Source organism: Labilibaculum sp. (assembly GCF_963664555.1).
GTDB lineage: Bacteria > Bacteroidota > Bacteroidia > Bacteroidales > Marinifilaceae > Labilibaculum.
This window is the reverse complement of sequence record NZ_OY761461.1, coordinates 2,485,556-2,510,920: the sequence shown is the minus strand read 5'-3', so window position 1 is coordinate 2,510,920 and position 25,365 is coordinate 2,485,556. Positions and strand designations below refer to the sequence as shown.

Here is a 25,365-nt window from a genome sequence, read left to right as displayed (position 1 = left end):
ATTTTAGGCGAACGGAGCTGCAAAGCAAATTTCACATGTGAAAAAGATCTTCAACAAGGCTGTTGATGCCAAATTAAAGGCCAAAATTGTGTTCGAAGGGCTTGTTGGCTTAAAATCGAAGAGCACATTGGTATTTTTCGCAGCTATTAATGAGATATTGAATGTAGAATTTGTATAAATCTTATCTGCGGAGGCAAAAATGAAGGGCAAACGGGTATTTTTCATATCTGAATTCAAAATTTCATGACAAATTTAGAGCAAACAGCCTCAACAAAGACATTATGAATAGCTAAATTTTGACAATCAGACCGATAGAACTCTTTATTTGCCGTAAAATATATAGAGAACCAGTCGTAGAAATACATTTTGCGTTAAAAAGGGAAAGATCATCCTCGTCGAATTGGATTCAAACAAAAAAACCGCCCCAATTGCTTGAGACGGTTTGTATTTTTATACATTAAGTAAATCAGTCCAATTACTATTTACTTTGTACTAATTTCTATTCTTACCAAATTTTAGCTCTTTGCTCTTCGGTACGGTACAAAGGAGCTTCGGGACTGATGTCGAAAGCCGCGTAGAATTCAGGAATATTGAACAATCCACCATTCACACGATATTTTCCTGGTGAGTGAACATCTTCTTTAATCAACTTTCTTAAGTAAGTATCTCTTACATTACCTCTCCACACTTTTGAGTAAGAAAGGAAGAAACGCTGCATGTTGTTAAAACCATCCACATCGGCAGGTGTTTCTCCATTTAATGACATTTTGTAAGCTTCCAAAGCAATGGTTAATCCACCATAATCAGCAATGTTCTCACCAAGAGTTAATTTACCATCCACATTCAAATCGTCAAATGCCTGAAATCCGTTAAACTGCTCAACCAATTTCTCTGCTTTAGCGTTGAATTTCTCGGTATCCTCTTCAGTCCACCAATCAATCATGTTTCCATCTTTATCGAATCTACGTCCCGAATCATCAAAACCGTGAGTCATTTCATGACCAATTACCACGCCAATAGCACCGTAGTTTACTGCATCATCGCCATTCATGTAAAAGAAAGGAGGCTGAAGAATTGCAGCAGGAAATACTACTTCGTTTAACAATGGGTGATAATATGCATTCACAGTTTGAGGAGTCATTCCCCATTTCTTAGTATCAACAGGTTCACCTAATTTTGCAATGTTTTTCCCGTATTCAAACTCAGAAGCTCTCCACATGTTCTGAACATACGAATCGGTAGCTACTTCCAGTTTCGAATAGTCCTCCCATTTCTCAGGATAACCGATTTTCACACCAAAAGCATCCAATTTTGCCAATGCCTCTTTTCTGGTGTCTTCACTCATCCAATCCAACTTCTCAATTCTTCCGCGCAAAACAATTTTCAAGTTGTTCACCAACTTGTCCATTCTCTCTTTTGCTTCAGCAGGGAAATATTTTTCTACATACAATTGTCCAACAGCTTCGCCCAGCACACCACCTGTTGCAGATGACATACGTCTCCATCGTGGCAACTGCTCTTTTGTTCCGGAAAGAACAGTTCCAAAAAATGCGAAATTTTGCTCTTCAAGCTCAGTCGTTAAATAACTGGCCGATTCGTCAAGAACTCTCCATTTTAAGTACAATTTAATATCTTCCAGTTTTTCATCAGCCAACATCTTATTTAGCTCGGCTGTGTATTTTGGATGAGTCGTAATTACATACTCTTTAATATCAGCACCTATCTCTTTAAAATAAGCTGCCCAATCAAAATTTGGATATTCAGAAGCCAATGTTTCAACTGTTTTAGGATTGTACATGGCTGGATAATTTCTGTTTTCCAGATTTGTATTGAATTTGCTTGCCATGCGGGTCTCGAATCTCATGATTTTTTCAGCATTTGTTTTAGCAACAGCTGCATTTTCGCCAATCAATTCGAACATCTTAGCTACGTGCTTCACAAACTCAACACGAATGTTGGCGCTTGTTTCGTTATCTGCTGTGTAGTAATCACGATCCGATAAGGAAATACCCGATTCCGACAAATACATTCTGTGAACACTTGTGTTCTTCATATCTTGTTCAACGCCGGCACCAAACAAAGCACTTATTCCCATTTTATGCAGGTGAACCAAAGTATGACGCAAATCAACCGGATTCGAAATTGCTGCAATTCTTTCAAATTCGGGCAACAATGGCTTTATACCAACAGAATTAATTTTTTCAACATCCATACCTGTAGCGTAAAAATCCTGAATCTTTTTCAGATTGCTTCCTGCTTCGGCATTTTCTGTTTTTGCTGCCTCTTCCAACAAATCATGTACAGCACCATTAGCACTTTCTCCTAAAATATCGAAGGCACCATATCGGCTTCTATCCGCAGGAATCGGAGTATTTTTCATCCAAGTACCATTGGCATATTCAAAAAAATCATCACCTGGATTTACAGTCAGGTTCATGTCTTCTTTTTTTAGTACTCCAGCACCTTTGGGTGCTTTTTCAGCACAACCTACCATAATGGAAAGAGCCAAACCTGCGCTCAGAATTCCACCTGACAATCTTTTAATATTCATTTTATGCGATTTGTTGTTAATACTATTTGTTTTTATTCGCCCCAAAATTAGAAAAAACCAACAAAATCCTCCTATTTTTTCGATAATCATTATGATTCACCCGACAAGACTAATTTTGTTATCCGCTTTTAAAGAGATATTTTTGCAAACAACTACAAAATGGAGAATTATATGAACGAGGAGATGGATAAAAAAGCCAGGGTGGTATTGGGAATGAGCGGAGGAACCGATTCGTCAGTTGCTGCAATGATGCTAAAGGAACAAGGCTACCATGTTATTGGTGTATCTATTTGGTTTTTTGGTGCAGATAATTCCTTTGATCCTTCTGATTCTCTACCCGATTTTATTATTGAAGCTCAAAAATTGGCGCAACAATTAGGCCTCGAACATCATGTGATTGATGCCCGCAAAGAATTTCGCGATACCATTATTCAATTCTTTTTGGATGAATATATGGCAGGACGAACTCCCAGTCCTTGTATTCAGTGCAACCCCCGGTTAAAATGGAAACTGCTTCTGGAAAAGGCAAACGAACTGGATTGTGAATTAATTGCTACCGGTCATTACATTCGGATTTGCAAAGAAACCAATGGATATTATATCTGCAAAGGCAAAGATCCTGCAAAAGATCAATCCTATTTTCTATGGAATTTGGGCCAGGATATTTTGTCGAGAACACTTACTCCTCTTGGAAAATATACCAAGACAGAAGTTCGGGAAATAGCCAGGAATTTTGGTTTTGAAGAAGTAGCAAAAAAGAAAGAAAGCATGGGCATCTGTTTTATGGACCGCATGGATTACCGCGATTTTTTAAAAGAGATGATTCCTGATTTGGATCAAAAGATAGGCCGTGGAAAGCTAACCGATACCAAAGGCAATCATTTGGGCTGGCACGATGGATATCCCTACTACACAATCGGTCAGAAACGAGGTCTGGAACTAAAAGAAAAATCAGGTTTGATGGTGAGCCGGATCGATGCCGATACCAACACACTTATCCTCGAAAAGAAAGATGATCTGAATAAAATGAGTTTAAAGGTTTCCAATTATTATTTTAATGATATTGAGGATAGTAATTTACCAAATATTAGAACTATTGTGCGGGGTTTGGGCCGAAATCCGCAAAAATACAGCTGTATTAAAATTAACAATAACACTGAACTTGAGGTGAAATTAGAAGATCCGGCTTGGGCTATTGCACCCGGACAACCCGTGGCATTCTATATTGGTGATAAACTTATTGGAGGCGGTTTTGCCGAGTAGTTCCCGGTTAATAAATTGATGCATTCCGGATAATTTCATTCTGCTCATCTATGATCAAATCTGATTCAATACTTTTCTTGAAATGATCCACTAATTTTTGATCCAGATCATCAAATTCTCTGCGCTCCTTATTTAACACACAAAGTGTTCCGAATAATTCCTCATTAGGATAGAAAATTGGCAAACCAAGATAACAGCACATTCCGCTGTTATACTTTAATTTATCCTGCCAGTAATCATCCATTGATGCATCTTTAATTTGAACTTTAGTTTTGCCCGCAACAACCGAATCACAGTAGGAACCAATATTTAGCTCTCCCCTATCTCCGATCAAATATGGGTTATTCTCGTTTCGGGAACGAACTAATACTTCCAGTTCATGAGGATGCAGTTTCATAATCAGAATTGCTGATACTTTCAACAAATCCTCCAGTAGATCTATTTTCTCCTGCCATTTCGACAAAATATTCAGATTTACATGTTGATTTTCTATTGCATTCATCTCTATCTATTTATTACTCCTTAAGTAAAGTTATGGAAAAATTAAACAGAATGCCAACAGTAAATTTCAGTCTTTATTTCCCAATAATATTAAATTCTAAAATATCTTTGTGCAGAACAATTTACAAAACGATATGGAAAATATAGATGGGGATTTTATGAATGAAGAGTTAATTAAATTAATTCGAATGAGAATGCCCTATGGGAAATACAAAGGAAGATATCTGATTGATATTCCCGAGCCTTATTTGGTTTGGTACCGGCAAAAAGGTTTTCCTCCTGGAAAATTAGGCGAAATGCTTGCATCCATGTACGAAATAAAACTAAACGGATTAGAGGGAATGTTAAGACCGCTTTGCAGGAAGTACCAGTGAGAATTAGGCAATTAAAAATAAATTTTTACGGATGTCTTCAAAAAGGATCGATTCATAAATTACTCTAAAAATTTGTTTGCAAGGCCATTGATTTAAATAAACACCACACTTTTTTCCCTTCGGAAAGTTCCATTTTTAAAAGGGAAGCATGAGTTATCGAAACCAATAATTTAAAGCCGACATCAACAAGACAGTAGTTGCGGTTCTCTTTTTGAATCACCTTTACTATCGTTCCCGGCAACTGATTCCGAATAGAGATATTTGGAATTTTCGCCAATGTTAAAGCAATATCCTCAGGACGAAGCGACACATTTATTTCATCACCAATTTGGCAACAATCAAGAACCATTTCCCTCTCAATACTAATTTCTTCACTTGCGTATTTGTTTGATAGAATGGTCAATCCGTTCTTCTTGCCGTGAGCTTCAACCTTAAATTGTATAACGTTCATCAAACCTGCACCACGCATTAGTTCAAGCATATTTTCCTGCTCAAGTAAATCAAGGTAGTTACCCTGCCCCACAACGCGACCATTTTTAAGCAAAAACAACTCCCGTGTTAAGCTCAACAAATCAGGCAAATCGTGACTAACCACCAACATTGGAATGTTAAATTTTCGATTGATCTTAATCAGGTAAGGAATAATCTGCCGGCGTAACTTCACATCCAAGGATGAAAAGGGTTCATCCATCAGTAAAAGCTTGGGAGAACTAAGTAAAGCGCGCCCAATGGCCACTCGTTGCTTCTCACCTCCTGATAACTGTTTAGGCCGTTTCTCAAGCAAATTATTTAGTTCCAGCAAATTAACCATCTCCGCAAATTCTATTACTTGTTTCCCTTTCGGGATGTATTTTGCTGCAAAAAGTAAATTTTTCCGAACATTCATGTGCGGAAACAATCTTCCTTCCTGAAACACATATCCAACTTTGCGATTTCGGGGCGGTTCCCAAATATTTTTAAAAGTATCTACCATAGTAGTATCTTCTATTTTCATGAACCCTTCATCTGGATGCTCCAAACCAACCAACAAATGCATTAAAGTTGTTTTACCTGCTCCCGACGGCCCAAAAATCCCAGTAATTCCCTGAATAAAATCCACTTCAATATCCAGAGAAAAATCACCCTTACTACGTTTTAAATGTGCTGACAAAGCGTGCATAAACAACTGATTTTTCGATTAAAACTAATTCTTACAATAGAATTTATCAAGCTTAATTTCTCTTGTGTAATTTCTTCACTAAATATTCGGAAAAAGCCATGGCCAAAAAAGAAAAAAGCACTGCAACCATAAGCAATCTAAATGCCGAACTTTCCATTCCTGGCATTTGAATCTGATTGAACAAAGCCAATGGAATGGTTTGAGTTTCGCCTGAAATATTTCCTGCGAATATAATGGTGGCTCCAAATTCACCTAACGATCTTGCAAATGAAAGAACAAAACCACTTATAATACCAGGCAAAGCTAATGGTAAAGTCACTCTTGCAAAACTCTGAAAAGTACTTGCCCCCAAAGTTTTCGCTGCTTCTTCAAATCCTGGATCCACCATTTCAATGGAAAGACGAATGGCACGCACAGCCAATGGAAAAGAAACAATCATAGAAGCAATTACTGCAGCATAATAAGTAAAGGCGATCCTGATTCCGAACAATTCATTCAACCATTGGCCAATCAGTCCTTTTGTACCTAATAAAAGCAACAGAATAAAACCTGTAGCAACCGGCGGTAAAACCAGGGGTAAATTGATAAATCCTTCAATTAAAGATTTTCCCCGAAAAGTTTTTCGGGCCAACCACCAGCCCATCAAAATAGCAATGGGTAAAACCAAAACAGCACACCATAAAGCCACTTTAAAAGAAAGGCCTATTGCACTCATTTCTGTTTCCGAGAATACAAACCAATGCTCCATAATTAGTCTATTTTAAAACCATTTTTTTTCCAAATAGATTTGGCTTTATCCTCGTTTAAAAAAGAAATAAATGCCTTTAGATTTTTATCTGATTTAACCTTACCTGAACCATAATACAACATCGGATCACAGTCTTTCACTGCAAACTCATAAACCATTTTTACTTTTTTAGATTTCTGTGCATCTGATAAATACACCATTCCCATTTCCACCTCACCCATCTCAACCATAAAAAGTGCGTCTCTGACATCTTTAGCAGGCAATATTCGTTTTGCAAGTTTATTTTCCCACGAATTATTGATCATGATTTGCATAGCATATTTACCTGCAGGCACATGAGCAGGATCGCCAATGGAAATTCGACCTTTGAATAAATCGGGGAAATCAACTATCGAAACAGAATCCAGATACAAATCCGTATTCTCAATGGGTACAATAGCTACCATTCTATTTTCAACCAGGCTCGTAATCGAATTTCGATCAACCAATTGTAAAGAATCCAAATAATCCATCCAGTCCTTGCTTGCAGAAACATAATAATCGAACTCGGCACCACTTTCAATTTGTCTGGCCAATATACCCGATGATGCAAAATTCAAACGAACATTTATTCCTGTCTCCTTCTTAAACTCTTGGGCAATTTCATTCATCACATCGGTAACACTTGTTGCTGCAAAAACACTAATTGAATTGGTGGATTTATTATGAGGTGAGCATGACAGTAAAAAAACAAATAGGAGCAAAAAGAGATATTTTATCTTCGCTTTCAACAATAATTTCATAGGGAAATAAATTTAGTTGGGTTTTGAAGACCTGAAAATAGCAATTTTTCCTAAGATTAAGGCTTTCAAGAATTGGAAGATCACTTTAAAAGAAAACACAACACACCAGTTGTTATATCCTGACCTTAAATTTTTTTGACAACAAGCTGTAAAATTAACTTGAAACAAGATAAAATGAAACGGAAATATTACTATTAAAATACCGACAAAATTAGTTTGATAACAAATCTAAACAAAAGTTTTGGCATCTTTAGCCCGTAACTGCTCCAAACGAGAACGTATTGGTTTGTACCTAATTATAAAACCCAACCCCAATAAACAAAAATAAACAAGCCAGTCTTCTTTAAGCAAAATTACATGCAAAACGACCAAACCAGCAGCTACATAAGCCAATTTATGAAGTTTTTTCCAAGTCTTTTTCAGGAATCTCATTGATCTTTTATTGGATGTAATCATTAATGCAAAAACAATAATTCCAGCCAAGAATCCAGGCACAAGTTTTACTTCACTAAAAATGGCCAAGAATCCCTCGTACTTTATAAAAAAAGTAAAATGTAAAAGAACATAAACACCTGTTGATATGCCGATGGCCTGACGAGTTCGCAAATTACTTGTCCACCCAAAAAGAATACGTACAGGAGTACACATTAAAATGGCAATTAGAAAACGAATGGCCCATTCTCCTGTTATATGAATGGCATATTTAATTCCTGGTATTGCATCAACATCCATTTTTTCAGCTAATTTGGGAGATAGTTCGTAATCATCAAAAATGAGAAAATCATAACTGTTATCCTCAAAATTAAAATTTGCCAATTCGTACAAGCTCAACAAAGGCACAAACGCAATGATGCAAACTAAAATCCATCCCCTGTTTTTCTTTAGCCAATTCATATAAAATTCAAAATTAGTAACGCAGCCTCTTTTTTCAGAGGCAATATAAAAACAAAAAAAGCCCAAAACAGAAAGCTGGTGCTCTTTTCAATAATTAAAGATGGGGAAAAAATAAGAGATGATAAATACCTACATATAGGTATTAAAAAAGGAACAAATTACCCTACACGGCTAATCTGCTTTAATTTATCCATATCCAGTATTGAAATACAACGACCATTTACCTTTATGATCTTGTCAGATTCAAAACCGCAAATCTGCTTCGACACACTCTCTCGACTGGTGCCAATCATGTAAGCAATTTCTTTACGACTAAGAGGTAAAACAAAATTAGGGGAATTAAAAATCACAATTGAGAAATACAAAAGAGCATCGGCAACTTTGCCAAAAATCTTTTTTTGATGCTGATCAATAAAACGATGGTAATTCCTCACACTATCGTTACATACCGAAGACAATATCTCATAACCAAACCTTCCATTTTCTTTAATAAACGAAGAAAAAACAGAAAGCTTGATATAACAAACGGTTACATTGGTTAAAGCCATGTAAGAATAGTGAGTTATGCTGTTGCTAAAGATAGAATGTAAGCCCAAATAAGAATGAGGCTTAATAAGCTGCAGAATATATTCCTGATGCTGATCACCTTTCCCATATTCTTTCACAAGACCACTTCTTAAGTATACAACATGATCCGCTAAAGAACCCTCCGACAATATGATTTCTCCCTTTTCAAATGAAGCTTCATGATAGTTATCACTTAACAAAGACAAGTCATCGTTAGACAGCATTTGAACAGCACAAGATTTGTCTATACAAGTTTCGCAATTCGAAAAAACAGAAGTGTTAGGTTGTAGTAACATAATGATGTAATATATATCACAAAGATATGATAAAACATTCACAATAAGTAATTATTACATCCATAACTTAGGTTGTAACTTTACAATAAGCGAAGGAATCATGAAAAAAGCGATCCTTATATTATTACTCCTTAGCTCAATAATATTTATTGACTATGTAATACTTATTGCCTTTGGATGGTCAGCTTTTGAATTGGGAGCTCAGGATGAATTTTACTGTGGGTTCTATTGTAAATTTGGGCTGTCTCTTGTGATTTTATCTTTTGTTGGTGTGATGTTCTTTTTAAAAAGTTTTTTCAATAAAAAACCAATTTAAAACACTTACTATTATATTTATCTGGCTTATAAAAAAGAGGATCGACTATTCAGACGATCCTCTTTTTACTGCTATAAAATTAGATTATTACAAACCTAAATTCTTATTTTTTATCACCTCATCCTGAAGTTTTCTTGCCAATTTTTGCTCACGCACAAGTGCATTTTTACGATGAGTATCGAATTCCTCACGCACCTCCTCCAATGTTTCTTTGGTTTCAACTGTTACAATATTACTTCTTTTAAATAAGAAGAAGCACAATCCGGCAATCCCAAGCGATCCTAATATTAAAACCCACATAATGGTGCTGTAACTTGATTTTGAAAGCTGCATTCCCATTAGGTTCATACTATCTTTTGAATTAATCGTTTCTTCCAATTGATTTTTTACTGTTTGCAATTCTTTTTTTAGGGAAGTAATTTCATCATTTTGATTTTCAAGTAAAGATTTTGTATCCAACAAATTCTTTTTCACAAAGTTCAACGAATCAGTAACATTCAATTGAAACTTCTCTAAAGAGCTGATTTTAACAACTTTATAATCTTCATACCGATTGGATTTTGTCATCATATAATCAAACTGCTCTTTAATGGTTCCTTCATCAAGATAAGCTTTTACAGGCTTTCTTACGACAGGTTTCTCAACTTTCGGAGCAGTAAGCTCCTGCTTAGCTGTTTCTTGTTTCTTCACTTCTGTTTTTACCTCGGCAGCAGTTTCTGTTGTCTGTGCAAATATTGCAAATGAAAACAAGATGAAAAGGACGGTTGAAAATAATGTTTTGTACAACTTCATTGGGATTCTTTTTGTTTTAATTCGTTTCTCAATTACAAAGAAAACGATATTCTACTTAGAAAATTGTTAGTATTGAGTAATATTTCTTAAACTTATTTATGCTGAATTTCTACTGGCATTAATATTACCATAAAGTGATCGAATAACCAAGTTTTGCAGTATGTTATATTTATTTTGATCAATATTCCCAGATAAATCCATCTCCCGGATTTTCATCAGAGCAAATTGCTGAATACATATCAAAGGCAATACAATCTCTTCCCGTAAATGAATAGAATCCTTTAATTCCAATGATAATTCCATAATCTCTTCTTGTCCGGATACTTCCAACAACATATCAATGCTCAATTGATATTCTTTATAAATCCAATTCCAAAATTCACCAAATTCTTTATCTTTTTTCATGTATTGAGTCAATGAAAAATAAGATTTACTTATTGACTGCATGCTATTTTCAACCAAAGTTCTAAAAAACAGAGAATTAGTATACAAACTCTTACACCCTTCCATTCGTCCTTCTTCTTTCAATCTTTTTATAGATGCTCCAACACCAAAAAAACCAGGTACATTTTGCTTCATCTGACTCCAGGCTCCTACAAAAGGAATTGCCCGTAAATCTTCAAAGTTTAATTCGGATGATGCATTTCGTTTGCTGGGGCGACTTCCAATTTTTGCCTCTCCATAGTATTTCAAGGCACTCATTTTCTCTAAATAAGGCACAAACTTATCCGATGATTTAAATCGCTGATACTCTTCCAAACTGTATTGTGAGAGAGCCTCCATTATTTCTCTGTCCTCTGTACAAAATTGTTTGCTTTGATCCTCGAACAAACGGTTTCCCAATCCGGCGGTAATCAGTAATTCCTGATAATATTTAGCCGATGCCTTGGTTCCAAACTTCGAACTAATCGTCTGACCCTGAATGGTTACCTGTATTTCCTGGTTTTCGATATTATTTCCCAGAGAAGAATAAAATTTGTGTGTGTTCCCTCCTCCCCGTGCCGGAGGTCCCCCACGCCCATCAAAAAAGACAACTACAATTCCCTTTTCACGTGCCAATCGTGTAATGTTTTCTTTTGCTTTATAAATACTCCAATTTGCTGAAAAATAACCACCATCTTTGGTCCCGTCAGAAAAACCAAGCATAATGGTTTGCTTCTTTCCTCTCGAAACTAAATGCTGATAGTACACCTTATTTTCAAACAATTTCCTCATTGTTTCATCCGCTTTCTCCAAATCATCAATCGTTTCGAATAGTGGTACAATGTCTAATGGTAAAGTACCTTCCCAGGCACAAAGCTTAGCCATAGCATAAACCCGGGCCACATCAACCGAAGTTTGGCAATTACTGATGATAAACCGATTACAAGCCAATTCTCCATTTCTTTCCTGAATCTCTTTCATTGTGGAAAAAACACTTATCGTGTCTCTGCTCACCTCATCTTCTGTTTTAAAATAGCTAACCGATCCTTTTACTTCAAATAAACTTTCAAGAGAAACATCGCCAATTTGATTCGTTAAAAAGGTAGAAGATTTACACAAAACATCAAAAGCTTTACCAATAATCCGACTATCCTGCCGGATGTCAATATTAGCAAAATGAGAACCAAACAGTTTCACTTTATTCTGAAACTTCCTCAATAAATCGAGAAAGAAACCATCGTGTTGCTCCACTAATATTCTCTCAATTTTATTCAAACAATCAGTAATCTCAGCAAGAGTGATTCCTGCACTTTTATCACTATCATTCAAAGCAGTAAGAACCCTTTCTTCCAAATTCACAATTAACTCATGCACCCCCTTAAAGCTTAAGCGCCTGCGCAAAAGTCTCAAATCTTTGTAATAATTCAAAAACAAAATATACCGAAGTCTTTCTGCAACTTTCAGTGTTGTTTCAGTATTTACATAAGGATTTCCATCACGGTCGCCTCCCGGCCAAAAACCAAATGAGATTACAGAACCAACCTTTTCATTAGAAAAGTCTTCGCTTTTTAACAATTCTGAATACAAATCGGAAGCCGACTGATAAAATATATTCTCAAGATACCAGCTCAAACTTTTTGCCTCATCATATGGCGTAGGACGTTCCTTCTTAAAAAACGGTGTTTTCCCCAACTGGGTAAGCAATAACTTAATTTGAAGTAAATCGCTTTTTTGAATGGCTTTTATCAAATCATTAATAATGGCAAGAACAGTGCTGGGATAAAATTGCGTAGGATGAGCAGTTAACACAACCCGCACAGCAAAATGCTCTAAATCATTTTTAAAATCCTCCCATTTACCGGTTTGTTTGATCTTCGACTTTAATGCTTTCAAACTGCCGGCACCATCTAAATCATTCATTTTGCCAAAGACTGCATCCTCCACGGCATCCAGCAAAACCACCTGTCTTTCGATGTAATGAATTACCCGAAACATGAAATCAAATTCTTCCTCCTCTGTTTTAAAGGAGGTTTGCTTCTCAAAAAAATCCTCGAATATTTCAACCGGTGATTTTCCTGTCTCCAATCCCTTCGAGCATTCTTCTTTTAAAATGGGAATTAATATTCCCGTTTTATGAATACCATCCAATGGCAATGTCAAAAATATACTGTTGTACAATTTGTACTTTAAATCAACTTCATTTTGAAATTTCTCTGATCTCATATAATTATATTTCTCCCCCGTACATATACATATATCAATTGATCCGATTAAGATAAGAAAACAGATTGAAATTAACGAGGAGATAAACTATTTTCAGAAATATTTGCTGCTGGACAAAGACTGCTGCATTCACACAACTCAACCTCTTTATCAGCAAGGAAAAAATCTCAAAAACTTCACTCCTTTTTAAAATAATTACATCAGATAAATTGTATCTTTAAACTTGTTGCACCAACAACTTACTTCCTAATCCGGAACTCTTATACCGCTTATGATTAAACATCTTAAAATAGTTGACTCGGATCCCATGTTATACGATTATCAATATGTGATTCAAAAAAGATTAAATGCAGCTTTCCAAAAGGAAAAGGAACTAACAGAAACTACGCTTTCAGCCTTTGCCAATGGACATCATTATTATGGTCTCCATCAAGATTCTGAAAACTGGATTATTCGGGAATGGGCTCCAAATGCCGATAAAATGTATCTTATTGGTGAATTTTCGAACTGGCAAGAGCAAACGAACTATCAATTCGAAAGAATTGCCAATGGTAATTTTGAGTTGAAACTACCGTTAGCTTCATTAAAACAAGCTGATTTATATAAATTACTGATTTATTGGCCGGGAGGAAAAGGAGAACGTATTCCTGTTTGGTGCACACGAGTGGTACAAGATCCTGATACACTTATTTATTCAGCTCAAGTGTGGCAAAACGAAAAGCCTTTTGAATGGAAATTTGATACCAATAGAGTCAAATACAAATCGCCTCTTATTTATGAAGCCCATATTGGAATGGCTACAGAAAAAGAAAGCGTTGGCACTTATAAGGAATTTAGTGAACTCGTATTGCCCAGAATTCACCGCGCCGGTTACAATACCATTCAATTAATGGCCATTCAGGAACATCCGTACTATGGCTCTTTTGGATATCATGTTTCCAGCTTATTCGCAGCATCTTCCCGCTTCGGAACGCCCGAAGAATTGAAACAACTAATTGATGCAGCACATTCCTTAGGCATTATGGTGATTATGGATATCGTTCACTCGCATGCGGTAAAAAATGAACTGGAAGGCATTGGTAATTTCGATGGTTCGCCACATCAATTTTTTCATGCAGATGAACGAAGAGAACACATAGCATGGGATTCTTTGTGTTACAATTATGGGAAAAATGAAGTTCTTCACCTTCTGTTATCCAATATAAAATACTGGTTGGAAGAATATCATTTCGATGGATATCGTTTTGATGGCGTGACAAGTATGCTTTACTACGATCATGGTTTATCGAGAGATTTTACAAGCTATGAAATGTATTTTGACGGCGGACAAGATGAGGATGCAATTTGCTACCTAAGCTTAGCCAACAAGTTGATTCACGAATACAATCCCAATGCGATTAGTGTTGCAGAAGAAATGAGCGGATATCCCGGCTTAGCATCTTCTTTGGAGGATGGAGGCTTGGGTTTTGATTTTAGATTAGCCATGGGAATTCCCGATTATTGGATCAAGCTGATTAAGGAAACACATGATGAAGACTGGAATGTAGGCAATATATTTTACGAATTATCCAACAAACGAGCCGAAGAAAAAACCATTAGCTATGCAGAATCTCACGATCAGGCTTTGGTTGGCGATCAAACGCTTATTTTCCGTTTAATTGAAAAGTCAATGTATGACAGCATGGACAAATCAAGTGTAAGCTTAGTGGTCGATCGTGGAATTGCTCTTCACAAATTAATCCGACTACTAACCTTTTCCTGTTCCGGAAATGGCTACCTAAATTTTATGGGGAATGAATTTGGCCATCCCGAATGGATTGATTTTCCCCGCGCCGGAAATAATTGGTCCTACAAACATGCACGGCGCCAATGGAGTTTAGTCGACAATCACCTCTTACGTTTCGAATATTTAAACGAATTTGACAGGGATATGATCGCATTACAAAACAAAGAGGAATTCATGAACGAACCTCACATTAAATGCGTTCAATCGGATGAGCAAAATCAAATTTTGGCTATTCTGAGAAAAGATTTACTATTTGTTTTCAATCTCAATCCAAACGAATCGTTTACTTATTACGGAATTCCAGCAAAATCAGGAAAATATCAGCTTGTACTTAATTCAGACGAGAATAAATATGGAGGCTTCGATCGTGTGGATGGCAGCCTGCTTTACTATTCCAAACCTGAAGTTTCAATGTCGAAAAACCACAGGGTATACCTTTATTTACCAAGTAGAACAGCTTTGGTATTCAAGTATATTCCATCAAAAAGTATCTTTTAAATATGGGCATTCCCAAACCAATTATATATCAATTGCTTCCCCGTTTATTTGGAAACAAAAACACGAAGCCTGTTGTTGATGGCTCCCGAAGTGAAAATGGAACCGGAAAGTTCAATGACATCAGCAACACTGCACTACAGGAAATAAAAAAACTTGGAATTACTCATGTTTGGTATACCGGAATCATCGAGCATGCGATTGTTGAAGCTTATCCTGATGCTGGAATCCCTCATGGAAATCCTTTAGTGATTAAAGGAAAAGCAGGATCTCCTTATGCAATTAAAGATTATTACGATGTGAATCCTGATTTGGCAAAGGATGTAAATAATAGAATTCAGGAGTTTCAAGATCTTGTTGCCCGAACCCATCAGAACAATATGAAGGTAATTATCGATTTTGTTCCCAATCATCTGGCCCGGGAATATCATTCGGATGCAAAACCGGAAGGTATTTCTGATTTTGGTGACCATGATGATAATAGTAAAGCATTTTCGGCCACTAACAATTTCTACTATTTGCCACACCAAGAATTGCATTTGTCTGATGAAATAAGAAATCGGTTTCCAAATACAGATTATCAGGAATTTCCTGCAAAGACAACCGGAAATGATCAATTTACTGCACATCCGCAACTTAACGATTGGTACGAAACCGTTAAACTAAATTATGGCGTTGATTACCTGAATGGACACTCCGCTCATTTTCATCCAATTCCAGATACTTGGTTGAAAATGAAAGACATTTTACTCTATTGGGCAAAAAAAGAAATTGATGCTTTCCGTTGTGATATGGCCGAAATGGTACCCGTAGAATTTTGGCATTGGGTTATTGGTGAAATAAAATCGGTATTTCCTGATATCCTTTTTATTGCTGAAGTATACAATCCTTATTTGTACGAAACCTATATTAAAAACGGAAAATTCGATTATTTGTACGACAAAGTAGGTTTGTACGATACTCTAAAAGGAGTAATCCGCGGAGAACGCCCGGCAAGAGATATTTCACAATGTTGGCAATCCTTAAATAATCTGGACGAATACATGCTTCGATTTCTGGAGAATCACGATGAGCAAAGAATTGCTTCACCCTATTTCGCTTCCAATCCTATCAAAGCCCTTCCCGGGATGATCCTGTCACTTTGCATGCACCGAGGACCTTTACTAATTTATTCAGGACAGGAATTTGCCGAGACAGGAATGGAAGTATCCGGTTACAGCGGATCTGATGGACGATCTACCATATTCGATTACTGGAATTTACCAGAACATCAAAAATGGATGAATAATGGTAAGTTCGATGGTGATTTATTATCTGATCAGCAAAAAAAACTGAAAACAGCCTATGAGGACATTCTAAAATACGCACAACTTCCGGCTATTGTCTTTGGTGAATTTTATGACATTATGTGGCAAAACACAGATTCAAACATTTTTAATTCGGATAAAGTTTACGCTTTTCTGCGACATACTGCTGATCAAAAACTATTGGTGATTTGTAATTTCGATGATCACACTCAACATTTGCAGGTAAAAATACCAACACATGCCCTGGAAACAATGAATATTCCTTGTCCGATAGAATTGAGCTTTGTTAATATACAATCAAATGCTAAAGTTAATCTAACCTGTGAAGAAACATCTGGAAAAGGACTGGCTCTAAACATTCCCGGCTATCAATATCTTCTGTTTGAAATTAGATATTAAAAAAAATCACTGATTTATATGCTGTTATTGCAATTAATTGAGTGAATAGATCGTAATATCATCAGTAATTGTACTACGTTTACACAATTTTTAAAAATCAACTGCGAAATAAACATTGCTTAGGAGTTTGACCTTGGTTTTGCTAAACGCGAAAAACAAATAAGAAATGTTAAAGAACGAATTAGAGCTGATCATATCAGGTAAAAAAATATCAGTAAACAGACCAGAACCAATTGTTGCAGATATCGAGGTGGTTCCCTACAAAAGACGCATGGATCCTATGGATGCCGTAGATGCACTTATTGAAGGCTATTCGGTTTTAATTGTTGATTACTATAGCAGCGGACTTGCTGTACTCAGCGAATTAAAAAAACATCTGGAGAAAAAATATACGGATCAATCGTTTAAGGGACAACGTGAATTGCGCAAAACTTATCGCGAGCTTTCTCATAAACTGCTTCTGCACATAACAAACAACAAACTCACGGTTAGAAAAGCTCCGGAAATTGGCTGGTTAGAAACTCTATATCCTGATTTCACTGAATTTCTGCTGCCATTTTCTCAGGTTCAAGGATTAAACAGTTCGTGGCAATGGTACGACAAAGGTATTTTCATTCCTGTTATCGACAGAAAAATACATCCGTTTTATGGCACCTATTTCCCTACCCGATTTGAACATTTAAAGCTATTCGATAAATGGTTGGAACGTTACAAGGGAGAAAAAAAATCTGCTATTGATGTTGGAATTGGTTCTGGCATTTTAAGTTTTCAACTGTTGAAGCATGGTTTTCAGAAGGTTTGTGGTACAGATAACAATCCGAATGCAATTATTGGCTTGACACAAAGTCTGAAGAACAGCAAATTAAACTCGAAAATAGAACTTTTATTCGGAGATTTATTTGCCCAAAACGACAGCAAATCAGATTTAATTGTATTTAATCCTCCCTGGTTGCCGGCATCAAACAAATCGGAAGGAATTGACAATGCGATCTACTATGAAAAAGATTTGTTTCCACGCTTTTTTGCAGAAGCAAAAAAACACACCAGACTTAATGGTCGTGTTGTAATTCTGTTTTCAAATCTGGCACAAATTACAAATCAGAAGCAAAGTCACCCTATCGAAAAAGAATTGGCTGAAGGCGGTCGTTTTGAAAAAGAATTACTTTTGCATAAAAAAGTCAGATCAGCTTCAAAGAATACAAAAAGAAATCAAAATTGGCGCCACGAAGAAATGATAGAACTATGGGTATTAAAATTGCTTTAACCAAACACAAAAAATGTTAAATGCCAATTTATTTCGTAAATTTGAAGTAACTCGTTATAAGTAATAAAAATAGAAACTTAATTTAAAATATCATGGCTAAGTCACAAGACGCTAAGAAAAACGTTAAAAAGGAATCGACAAAAACGGCGAAAGAAAAAAAAGAAGAAAAAAGAGAGAAAAAAGCTAATAAAAAATAATTTCATTAGTTCCAAATACAAAAAAAAGGCTGTTTCAAAATTGAAACAGCCTTTTTTCATACCTATTTTATTCTAAATCCATTTTACATAGTTAAAATCCTGACGATGCGGAAGGTTGCAGTTACAAGCATACATTCTCAATCCAAAATCGAAGATTCCCGGATCATTCAACACCAGATCCAAACGATAGAATGCCAGTGAATCTACCTTACGGTCAAGAATTAATTGTTCAGTTCGAATCGGTCCAGGTTTCTGAGGATCTATGGTTGCTCTTATTACCAATTCAACACAAATATCTTCATCAATCAAATCCTTTAAATCAAGTGCAACTTCTACATGATAATTTTCACCTGACAAATATTTGTGTTTCGGAGTACTTGGTGCATCCACAGAAACCACTTCAATATGATCCCATGCTGTAAGAATTTTCTTTTTCCATTTGGCAGTATCTTTTGCCATTTCGTAGTCTTTCTCCTTTAATTTCAGAACACGTTGATGCATTTTACTGTAAAAATGATTTTTGTAATCGTCAATCATACGTTTGGTTGTATATTCAGGTGCAATTTCAGCTATACATTTTTTAATGTACTGAATCCAGTCAACCGGTATATTGTTCTCATCACGCTTATAATACAGAGGTATTATTTCATTTTCGAACATTGAGTAAATTGTCTGTGCATCTAATTCATCCTGAAACGATTGATTTTCATAGGTTCTGTTATCAGTCAGTGCCCATCCTGCTCCTTCACGATAACCTTCCAGCCACCATCCGTCGAGAACACTAAAATTAAGAACTCCATTCATAACAGCCTTTTCACCCGATGTTCCGGAAGCTTCCAATGGACGGGTTGGAGTGTTCATCCAGATATCAACACCTTTAACCAATCGCTGGCCTAATTCCATGTCATAATTCTCAAGGAATAAAATTTTCCCTTCAAATTCAGGACGACGAGACACATCAACAATTCGCTTAATCAAATCCTGTCCTGCTTTATCCGCAGGATGTGCTTTCCCCGCAAAAATAAATTGCACTGGTTTTTCAGGATTATTTAAAAGTTCGGCCAATCGCTCTATATCACTAAATAATAAATGAGCACGCTTGTAGGTGGCGAATCGACGCGCAAACCCAATGGTAAGAGCATTCTCATCTATCGAATTCATAATCTCAACTAAAGAACGAGGATCCTCATATCTTTTAATCCAATTCTTTTTGAACCGATCCTTCGCAAAATCAATCAGTTTTTTACGCAATACATTTTTTATCGCCCAGATTTTTTCATCTGCAACATCATATATTTTTCTCCAATATTCTTTGTTCGACAAATCATTTAAGAATCCTTTATCAAATTCCTGTTCGTGCAAGGTTCTCCATTCTTTTGCAGTCCAGCTAGGATAATGCACTCCATTTGTTACGTAACCAATATGCAATTCCTCAGGAAAATATCCCTGATAAAGATTATTGAACATTTCCTGAGAAATTTTGCCGTGAAGCATACTTACTCCATTCATGGCAACCGACGTATTGGCGGCCAAATTACTCATTGAGAATCTCTCGTTATAATCCAATGGATTTTCTCTGCCCAGAGCAAGAAATTGATCCCATCCTAATTTCAATTTTTCAGGAACATAAGACAGGTAATGTCTGATCATATCAGGAGAAAAAGTGTCATGTCCGGCTGGTACCGGCGTATGAGTAGTAAAAAGAGAAGAAGCCCTTACGATTTCCAAGGCTACTTCGAATTGATAACCATCAGAAATCAGATTAATCAAACGTTCTACATTTATTAATGCCGCATGTCCTTCGTTGCAATGGTATAAGTCAGGCTTGATACCAACAGCATCGAGGGTTTTGATACCTCCCATTCCCAAAAGAATTTCCTGCTTAATCCGGTGATCCCAATCGCCTCCATATAGTTGGTGAGTTAAAGAACGATCTTGCTCATCATTCATTTCGGTTTCCGTATCCAAAAGATATAAGGAAATTCTACCCACTTCAACCTTCCATATTTTTGCTGTAACAGTTCTTCCTTCCAAAGGAAAAGAAATGGTTTTTGCAAAACCAGAACTATCTCTCACCCTGCTTATTGGCAACTGAGAAAATTTTTGTTCGTCCAGCTCAACCAATTGCTCGCCATTTAAAGATAAACGCTGGGTAAAATATCCAAACCGATACATAAAACCAACCGCAACCATATCCACATTTGAGTCACTGGCTTCTTTTAAATAATCGCCCGCTAATATTCCCAATCCACCGGAATAAATTTTCAGGTTATTATTTAAACCGTACTCCATACTGAAATAAGCAATCTTAGGTTGTCCTTCGGCCGGCTTTTCGGCCATGTAGCTTTTAAAATCCTGAATTACAGCAGTATAATTTTGCATAAAAGACTCATCAGCCGCCAATTCTTTCATTCGTGCACTTGAGACTTGCTTAAGTAGTAAAATTGGATTTTTTTTACAACTATGCCATAACTTGGAATCCACCGATTCGTAAAGGTCAATAGCTTTATAATTCCAACACCACCATAAATTTTTAGACAATTCCTCCAGTCCAAGTAATTCCTTAGGAAGATTGGTCTCAATAATTAATTTCCGCCAACTTATTTGATTGCTTTTTGGTACGTTCAAATGATTTTCAACCAAAACCTGCACAGGTGATTCGTTTTCCTTTTTCATATTATTTTTGATTGCTAATTCGTAAGCCTTGTAATAATTTCCAATAAAATTTTTCCACAACGTCCTTTTGGCAATACTGCCTGCATTTTCCCTGCACCGAATTATATGATCCTCTGATTTTGTTGAAAAATTAAATATATGAGAAGAAATATTTTCTACAACTTCTTTTCGATTGGAATCATTTCGTTCCACAACTGCAACGCCGCCTTTGTCTGCCTCTCCAATCATTTGAACCCATTGTCCAAATCCGGATAATGAAGTTGTTATGGTAGGAACGCTAAAAGCAACACTCTCCATTGGAGTATATCCCCAAGGTTCATAATAAGATGGAAAAACTGACAGGTCCAATCCCATCAAAAGCTCATAATAAGACTTATTAAATATGCCATCCTTTCCATCCAGATAGGTTGGCACAAAAATAACTTTAACTCTCTCATCTTCACCATTACTAAAACCCAAAGACTTGATCTTTTTTAAGATCTCATCCCTGTCTTCATTGCCCAGGTTATGGGTTAAATAAGGTTTTGTCAGAAACTTTTTTTTCGGATATTCCGCCAAATTCTCCTGTAAATCCTTTCGGGGACCCCGCTGATCTCCTGGAATCAAAAAGAAAGCTACAATATCACGATCCATATATTTATTTGCATTCAATTGGGCCAAAGCTTCCAAAAACACATCAAGACCTTTGTTTTTGAACTCGTAACGACCACCTGTTCCTACAAACAATGTATTCTCCTTTATTTCATAACCCAAAAGCGATTCGGCTACTTTCGTGAATTCTTTTTTTGATTTCTGTCTGGTAATTTCAAGCTGTTCGGGATTCGGTACAAAATCATCTTCAAAACCATTTGGCATCACCACATCTACAGCGCGCCCATGAAATTGCCTGCATTCCCGTGCTGTGATATCACTCACAGTTGAAGAACAATCTGCTGCCAGAGCAACACATTTTTCCATTGAGCATTTGGCCGTAACATTGTACTGTCTTGGCTTTTCAATTGGATTAAAATGATGCAGATTATCATACAAATTTTCATAATTACTGGCCAATACCCGTCCAAGCATACTTGCATGAGTCGTGAAAATTGTTGCAATATCAGGCGCTTGATCTTTCAAATACAAGAGTCCGGCACCTGTCATCCACTCATGAAACTGAGCAACTATTTTATTTTTCGACAAATCATTAAACTGTACAAAACTCTCAATGACTTTACCACTTGCATAACCAAACATTGCAGCATCATTATAATCATCCTGTCCATATAAGGATTCCAACCGGTAAATTTCCCACAACTGACTGTAAATAGCATCTTTCTTCGCCAGAAAACCCGAAAAATCAATTAAAAACACAATTGGTTTTCCCGGTATTTTCCAATATCCAATCCGAACCGACAAACCATCAGCTTTTAATTTCTCTCTCCATTCCGGAAACAATTTTTCATCTTCCTGAAACTCTTTCTCCCGGTGTTCGGTTTTATTAAAATCCGGTCCTATATAAATGATCCGATCGTTAAACACTGGTTTAAGCGACAAGGCCTTTGTAGAAATAACCGTATGAATTCCACCTACCTTATTGCAAACTTCCCAACTAATTTCAAATATAAAATCCGGAATTACATCCCTATTATCCATACCCATATATCATTACGAATTACTTTTAGCTATTAGACCCAGCTAAAGTGTTGACTACATTAAAATCTGATAATTACTAATAAACTGAACATTTTTTACGATTTCCTTTTTAAGGATTAATTTTTCAATTCACTTAGCTCCCTTTCATATTTAGCAATTAATTCATCCTTTTGTGAAATTTGATATTGCAATTCTTCGGGATCAAGGGCTAAACCATCTTTAATCAATTTCAAGCGTATCTGAAAATCACTTAATACATTCATATAATTAATAAATGCATCGTAAGGTGAGCTGTACGGATTAAAATAAGAATGCACATCACCATCAGAAGCAAACTTGGTGCACATGTAGTAAAAATGATCGCTGGCTTGTAAAAATTTCCAATCCAGGTTAATTCGGTCATCATTTACAGCTGCAACATCGTCACGTAATGCATATAATTTTCGGAAAGCTTCATCCTGAAGTTTGTTGCCCAGCCATGCCGACAAATCACGCTCTTCATCTGCCCATGAAATTGCATTAGGCACATGCGCCTGGGCAATTGGATGAAATTCAGAAGCAAGCTCAGAAGGAGTTGCAAATTTATATTTCGATTTCGAAATAACCTCCTGAGGAAGGTGAGCTAAGAATTCAAAAATTCCAGATTTCTTCTTCTGATGTTCACCGAAGGTTTCATAATCCATAAATATATTCACAAAATCTTCTTTTTCATCCATTTCATTCAGCCAGCCAACAAATTTAGTTGTTGTTAACGGCCATTCCTTCCATCCTTCAGATGAAAACCGGAATGAAATATCATCACTTAGTTTGTAATTACGCATTAAAACTTTTAGCTTGGGATTGATTGCGTTGCAGTACAAATAATTTGGACTCTTCCAACCCAAGATGTGCTTGGCTCCTTCTGTTAAAATTGCCTTATACCCCATTTTGGAAACCATTTCTCCAATTTCGTCCGAATAAATCATTTCTGTGTTTCGAAATACAGATGGCCGAACTCCAAAAAGAGCTTCTATTTTATCGCTGTGACTTGTAACTTGCTGAACAAACTCCTCTTTATTGATTAATGAAGCAAGAGAATGAGAATAAGTTTCTGCTAAAAACTCAACATCTCCCGTTTTGGCCAGATCTTTGAAAGTATCAATAACTTCCGGTGCATATTGCTCGAGTTGATCCAAGGCAATGCCCGTGATAGAAAATGATATTTTAAACTTGCCTTTGTTGTTTTTTAATAATTCCAAAACAATTTTATTTGCAGGCAGATAACACTCATCTGCAATTTTTCTCATGATCGACTCATTGGTATAATCATCGTAATAGTAGTGATCATTGCCAATATCAAAAAAACGATATCTTTTTAAACGTAAGGGTTGATGAATCTGAAAATATAAACAAAGTGCCTTCATAATCTTAATTTTTTACTAATGGTTCGAATAATTTGATTGCGGAAACATAGACATCATGAACATTAACAGCCGCATTGGCCCACTTCAAATTATCCACTTCCTCTTTACCCTCTTCCTTAAAAACTTTCGAAAGAGCTTCATATTTAATAATTCCGTAAATGGCATCGGCCATAGCATCAATATCCCAATAATCTACCTTTACAGCATGAGTCAGTATTTCTGAAACTCCTGATTGCTTCGATATAATAACCGGTACATTTGATTGCATCGCCTCCAAGGGAGATATCCCAAATGGCTCAGATACAGAAGGCATTACATACACATCACTTAAAAGGAACATATTAAACACATCATCTCCCTTTAAAAATCCCGTAAAATGAAACTTATCACTTATTCCCAATTGAGCGGCCCGGTCTACCATTTCCTCCAGCATATCCCCACTGCCAGCCATTACGAACCGCACATCATTTGTTCTTTTCAAAACCTGATAAGCTGCTTCAACAAAATATTCCGGCCCTTTCTGCATGGTTATCCGCCCTAAAAAAGTCACTACTTTTTCTTTTACTCCTTTTTTAATTTTAAGCTTTTCTTCCATTGAAACAGGTTCAACAGCATTGTAAACAGTAACCACCTTATTGGGATCCTGTCCATATTTTTCGATCACAATATTGCGGGTCAAATTGCTCACGGCAATAATTTTATCGGCGGCATCCATTCCCTTTTTTTCTATCTCGTAAACCTTTGGATTTACATTTCCTCCACTTCTATCGAAATCGGTGGCATGTACATGAATTACCAATGGTTTTCCCGACACCTCTTTTGCAGCTATCCCTGCAGGGTAACAAAGCCAGTCATGTGCATGAATCACATCATGTTCATGATCTGCAGAAATTGATGAAGCAACAAACGCATACTTATAGATTTCTTCCATAAGGTCGGCACCGTACTTTCCGCTAAATTCCAGCTTCCCCTCCTTATCAACTTTAATCAACTTATTTTTTCCATACAAATCCTGACTCCTAAACGTATAATATTCATCAGGATCATTATAGGGTACCAATTGCGATTCCACCTCCAGATAGGTATGCTGAGATTTAAATTTTTCGACATGAGACTGAACCTGCCCAATAGTTACCGAATTGGCACCAACCAGACTCATTGTACTCTGATCTTCGTCACCGTGTGCTTTTGGGACTACAAAAACAATATCTAAATCATCAATTTTTGCCAAGCCTTTAGTTAATCCGTAACAAGCCGTACCCAATCCGCCAGAAATATGAGGTGGAAACTCCCACCCAAACATTAAAACTTTCATAG

At 36.4% G+C, this 25,365-nt stretch carries 18 protein-coding genes; 6 read left to right on the top strand and 12 right to left on the bottom strand.

The features are described 5' to 3' along the window. The first annotated feature begins 37 nt into the window (after positions 1–37). Positions 38–178, top strand: a complete 141-nt coding sequence (locus ACKU4N_RS10025; RefSeq protein ID WP_321316107.1) for a hypothetical protein — start codon at positions 38–40, stop codon at positions 176–178. A 327-nt stretch (positions 179–505) separates the two neighbouring features. Here the strand turns inward: ACKU4N_RS10025 and ACKU4N_RS10020 are convergent, their stop codons facing one another. Then, the gene (locus tag ACKU4N_RS10020) at positions 506–2,551 is read right to left on the bottom strand and encodes a M13 family metallopeptidase (protein WP_321316104.1); all 2,046 of its coding nucleotides are present in this window, start codon (positions 2,549–2,551) and stop codon (positions 506–508) included. A 159-nt stretch (positions 2,552–2,710) separates the two neighbouring features. Between ACKU4N_RS10020 and mnmA the strand changes: the two genes are divergently transcribed. Next, entirely contained in the window at positions 2,711–3,814 is a 1,104-nt protein-coding gene (mnmA, locus tag ACKU4N_RS10015) for a tRNA 2-thiouridine(34) synthase MnmA (RefSeq protein WP_321316103.1), read from the top strand. Positions 3,815–3,821: 7 nt separating this feature from the next. Here the strand turns inward: mnmA and ACKU4N_RS10010 are convergent, their stop codons facing one another. After that, positions 3,822–4,316 (bottom strand): GAF domain-containing protein, encoded by a 495-nt coding sequence (locus ACKU4N_RS10010; protein WP_321316101.1) that lies wholly within the window; start codon positions 4,314–4,316, stop codon positions 3,822–3,824. Between the two features lie 133 nt (positions 4,317–4,449). Between ACKU4N_RS10010 and ACKU4N_RS10005 the strand changes: the two genes are divergently transcribed. Beyond that, a complete protein-coding gene (locus ACKU4N_RS10005; RefSeq protein ID WP_321316099.1) occupies positions 4,450–4,689 on the top strand; it encodes a DUF3820 family protein in 240 nt (79 codons plus the stop codon). 64 nt (positions 4,690–4,753) lie between these two features. Here the strand turns inward: ACKU4N_RS10005 and modC are convergent, their stop codons facing one another. The 7 genes from modC to ACKU4N_RS09970 form a co-directional block, all read right to left on the bottom strand. After that, a complete protein-coding gene (gene modC, locus ACKU4N_RS10000; RefSeq protein ID WP_321316098.1) occupies positions 4,754–5,848 on the bottom strand; it encodes a molybdenum ABC transporter ATP-binding protein in 1,095 nt (364 codons plus the stop codon). A gap of 52 nt (positions 5,849–5,900) precedes the next feature. Next, complete coding sequence (gene modB, locus ACKU4N_RS09995) at positions 5,901–6,596, bottom strand: molybdate ABC transporter permease subunit (RefSeq protein ID WP_321316095.1); 696 nt, start codon at positions 6,594–6,596, stop codon at positions 5,901–5,903. 2 nt (positions 6,597–6,598) lie between these two features. Next, complete coding sequence (gene modA, locus ACKU4N_RS09990) at positions 6,599–7,378, bottom strand: molybdate ABC transporter substrate-binding protein (RefSeq protein ID WP_321316093.1); 780 nt, start codon at positions 7,376–7,378, stop codon at positions 6,599–6,601. A gap of 228 nt (positions 7,379–7,606) precedes the next feature. Next, positions 7,607–8,272 carry a protein-methionine-sulfoxide reductase heme-binding subunit MsrQ gene (locus ACKU4N_RS09985; RefSeq protein WP_321316092.1) on the bottom strand — a complete coding sequence of 222 codons (666 nt, stop codon included), beginning with the start codon at positions 8,270–8,272 and terminating at the stop codon, positions 7,607–7,609. A 158-nt stretch (positions 8,273–8,430) separates the two neighbouring features. Further along, on the bottom strand, positions 8,431–9,135 hold the full coding sequence (locus ACKU4N_RS09980) for a Crp/Fnr family transcriptional regulator (RefSeq protein ID WP_321316090.1): 705 nt from the start codon (positions 9,133–9,135) through the stop codon (positions 8,431–8,433). 403 nt (positions 9,136–9,538) lie between these two features. Then, a complete protein-coding gene (locus ACKU4N_RS09975) occupies positions 9,539–10,243 on the bottom strand; it encodes a hypothetical protein (RefSeq protein WP_321316089.1) in 705 nt (234 codons plus the stop codon). 96 nt (positions 10,244–10,339) lie between these two features. After that, a complete protein-coding gene (locus ACKU4N_RS09970) occupies positions 10,340–12,889 on the bottom strand; it encodes a phosphoenolpyruvate carboxylase (protein ID WP_321316088.1) in 2,550 nt (849 codons plus the stop codon). A gap of 271 nt (positions 12,890–13,160) precedes the next feature. Between ACKU4N_RS09970 and ACKU4N_RS09965 the strand changes: the two genes are divergently transcribed. The 3 genes from ACKU4N_RS09965 to ACKU4N_RS09955 all read left to right on the top strand — a co-directional run bounded on the left by ACKU4N_RS09965 (position 13,161) and on the right by ACKU4N_RS09955 (position 18,140). Continuing rightward, positions 13,161–15,173 (top strand): alpha amylase C-terminal domain-containing protein, encoded by a 2,013-nt coding sequence (locus tag ACKU4N_RS09965; RefSeq protein WP_321316086.1) that lies wholly within the window; start codon positions 13,161–13,163, stop codon positions 15,171–15,173. 2 nt (positions 15,174–15,175) lie between these two features. Next, on the top strand, positions 15,176–16,876 hold the full coding sequence (locus ACKU4N_RS09960) for an alpha-amylase family glycosyl hydrolase (protein WP_321316084.1): 1,701 nt from the start codon (positions 15,176–15,178) through the stop codon (positions 16,874–16,876). A gap of 166 nt (positions 16,877–17,042) precedes the next feature. Beyond that, entirely contained in the window at positions 17,043–18,140 is a 1,098-nt protein-coding gene (locus ACKU4N_RS09955) for a methyltransferase (RefSeq protein WP_321316083.1), read from the top strand. Positions 18,141–18,409: 269 nt separating this feature from the next. On the opposite strand, the gene glgP is transcribed toward ACKU4N_RS09955, so the two are convergent. From glgP to ACKU4N_RS09940, 3 genes are all read right to left on the bottom strand, one after another. Next, positions 18,410–22,645 carry an alpha-glucan family phosphorylase gene (glgP, locus tag ACKU4N_RS09950; protein ID WP_321316081.1) on the bottom strand — a complete coding sequence of 1,412 codons (4,236 nt, stop codon included), beginning with the start codon at positions 22,643–22,645 and terminating at the stop codon, positions 18,410–18,412. A 116-nt stretch (positions 22,646–22,761) separates the two neighbouring features. Continuing rightward, positions 22,762–24,048 (bottom strand): glycoside hydrolase family 57 protein, encoded by a 1,287-nt coding sequence (locus ACKU4N_RS09945; protein WP_321316080.1) that lies wholly within the window; start codon positions 24,046–24,048, stop codon positions 22,762–22,764. Between the two features lie 4 nt (positions 24,049–24,052). Beyond that, positions 24,053–25,363 carry a glycosyltransferase gene (locus tag ACKU4N_RS09940; RefSeq protein ID WP_321316078.1) on the bottom strand — a complete coding sequence of 437 codons (1,311 nt, stop codon included), beginning with the start codon at positions 25,361–25,363 and terminating at the stop codon, positions 24,053–24,055. Between the last annotated feature and the right edge of the window lie 2 nt (positions 25,364–25,365).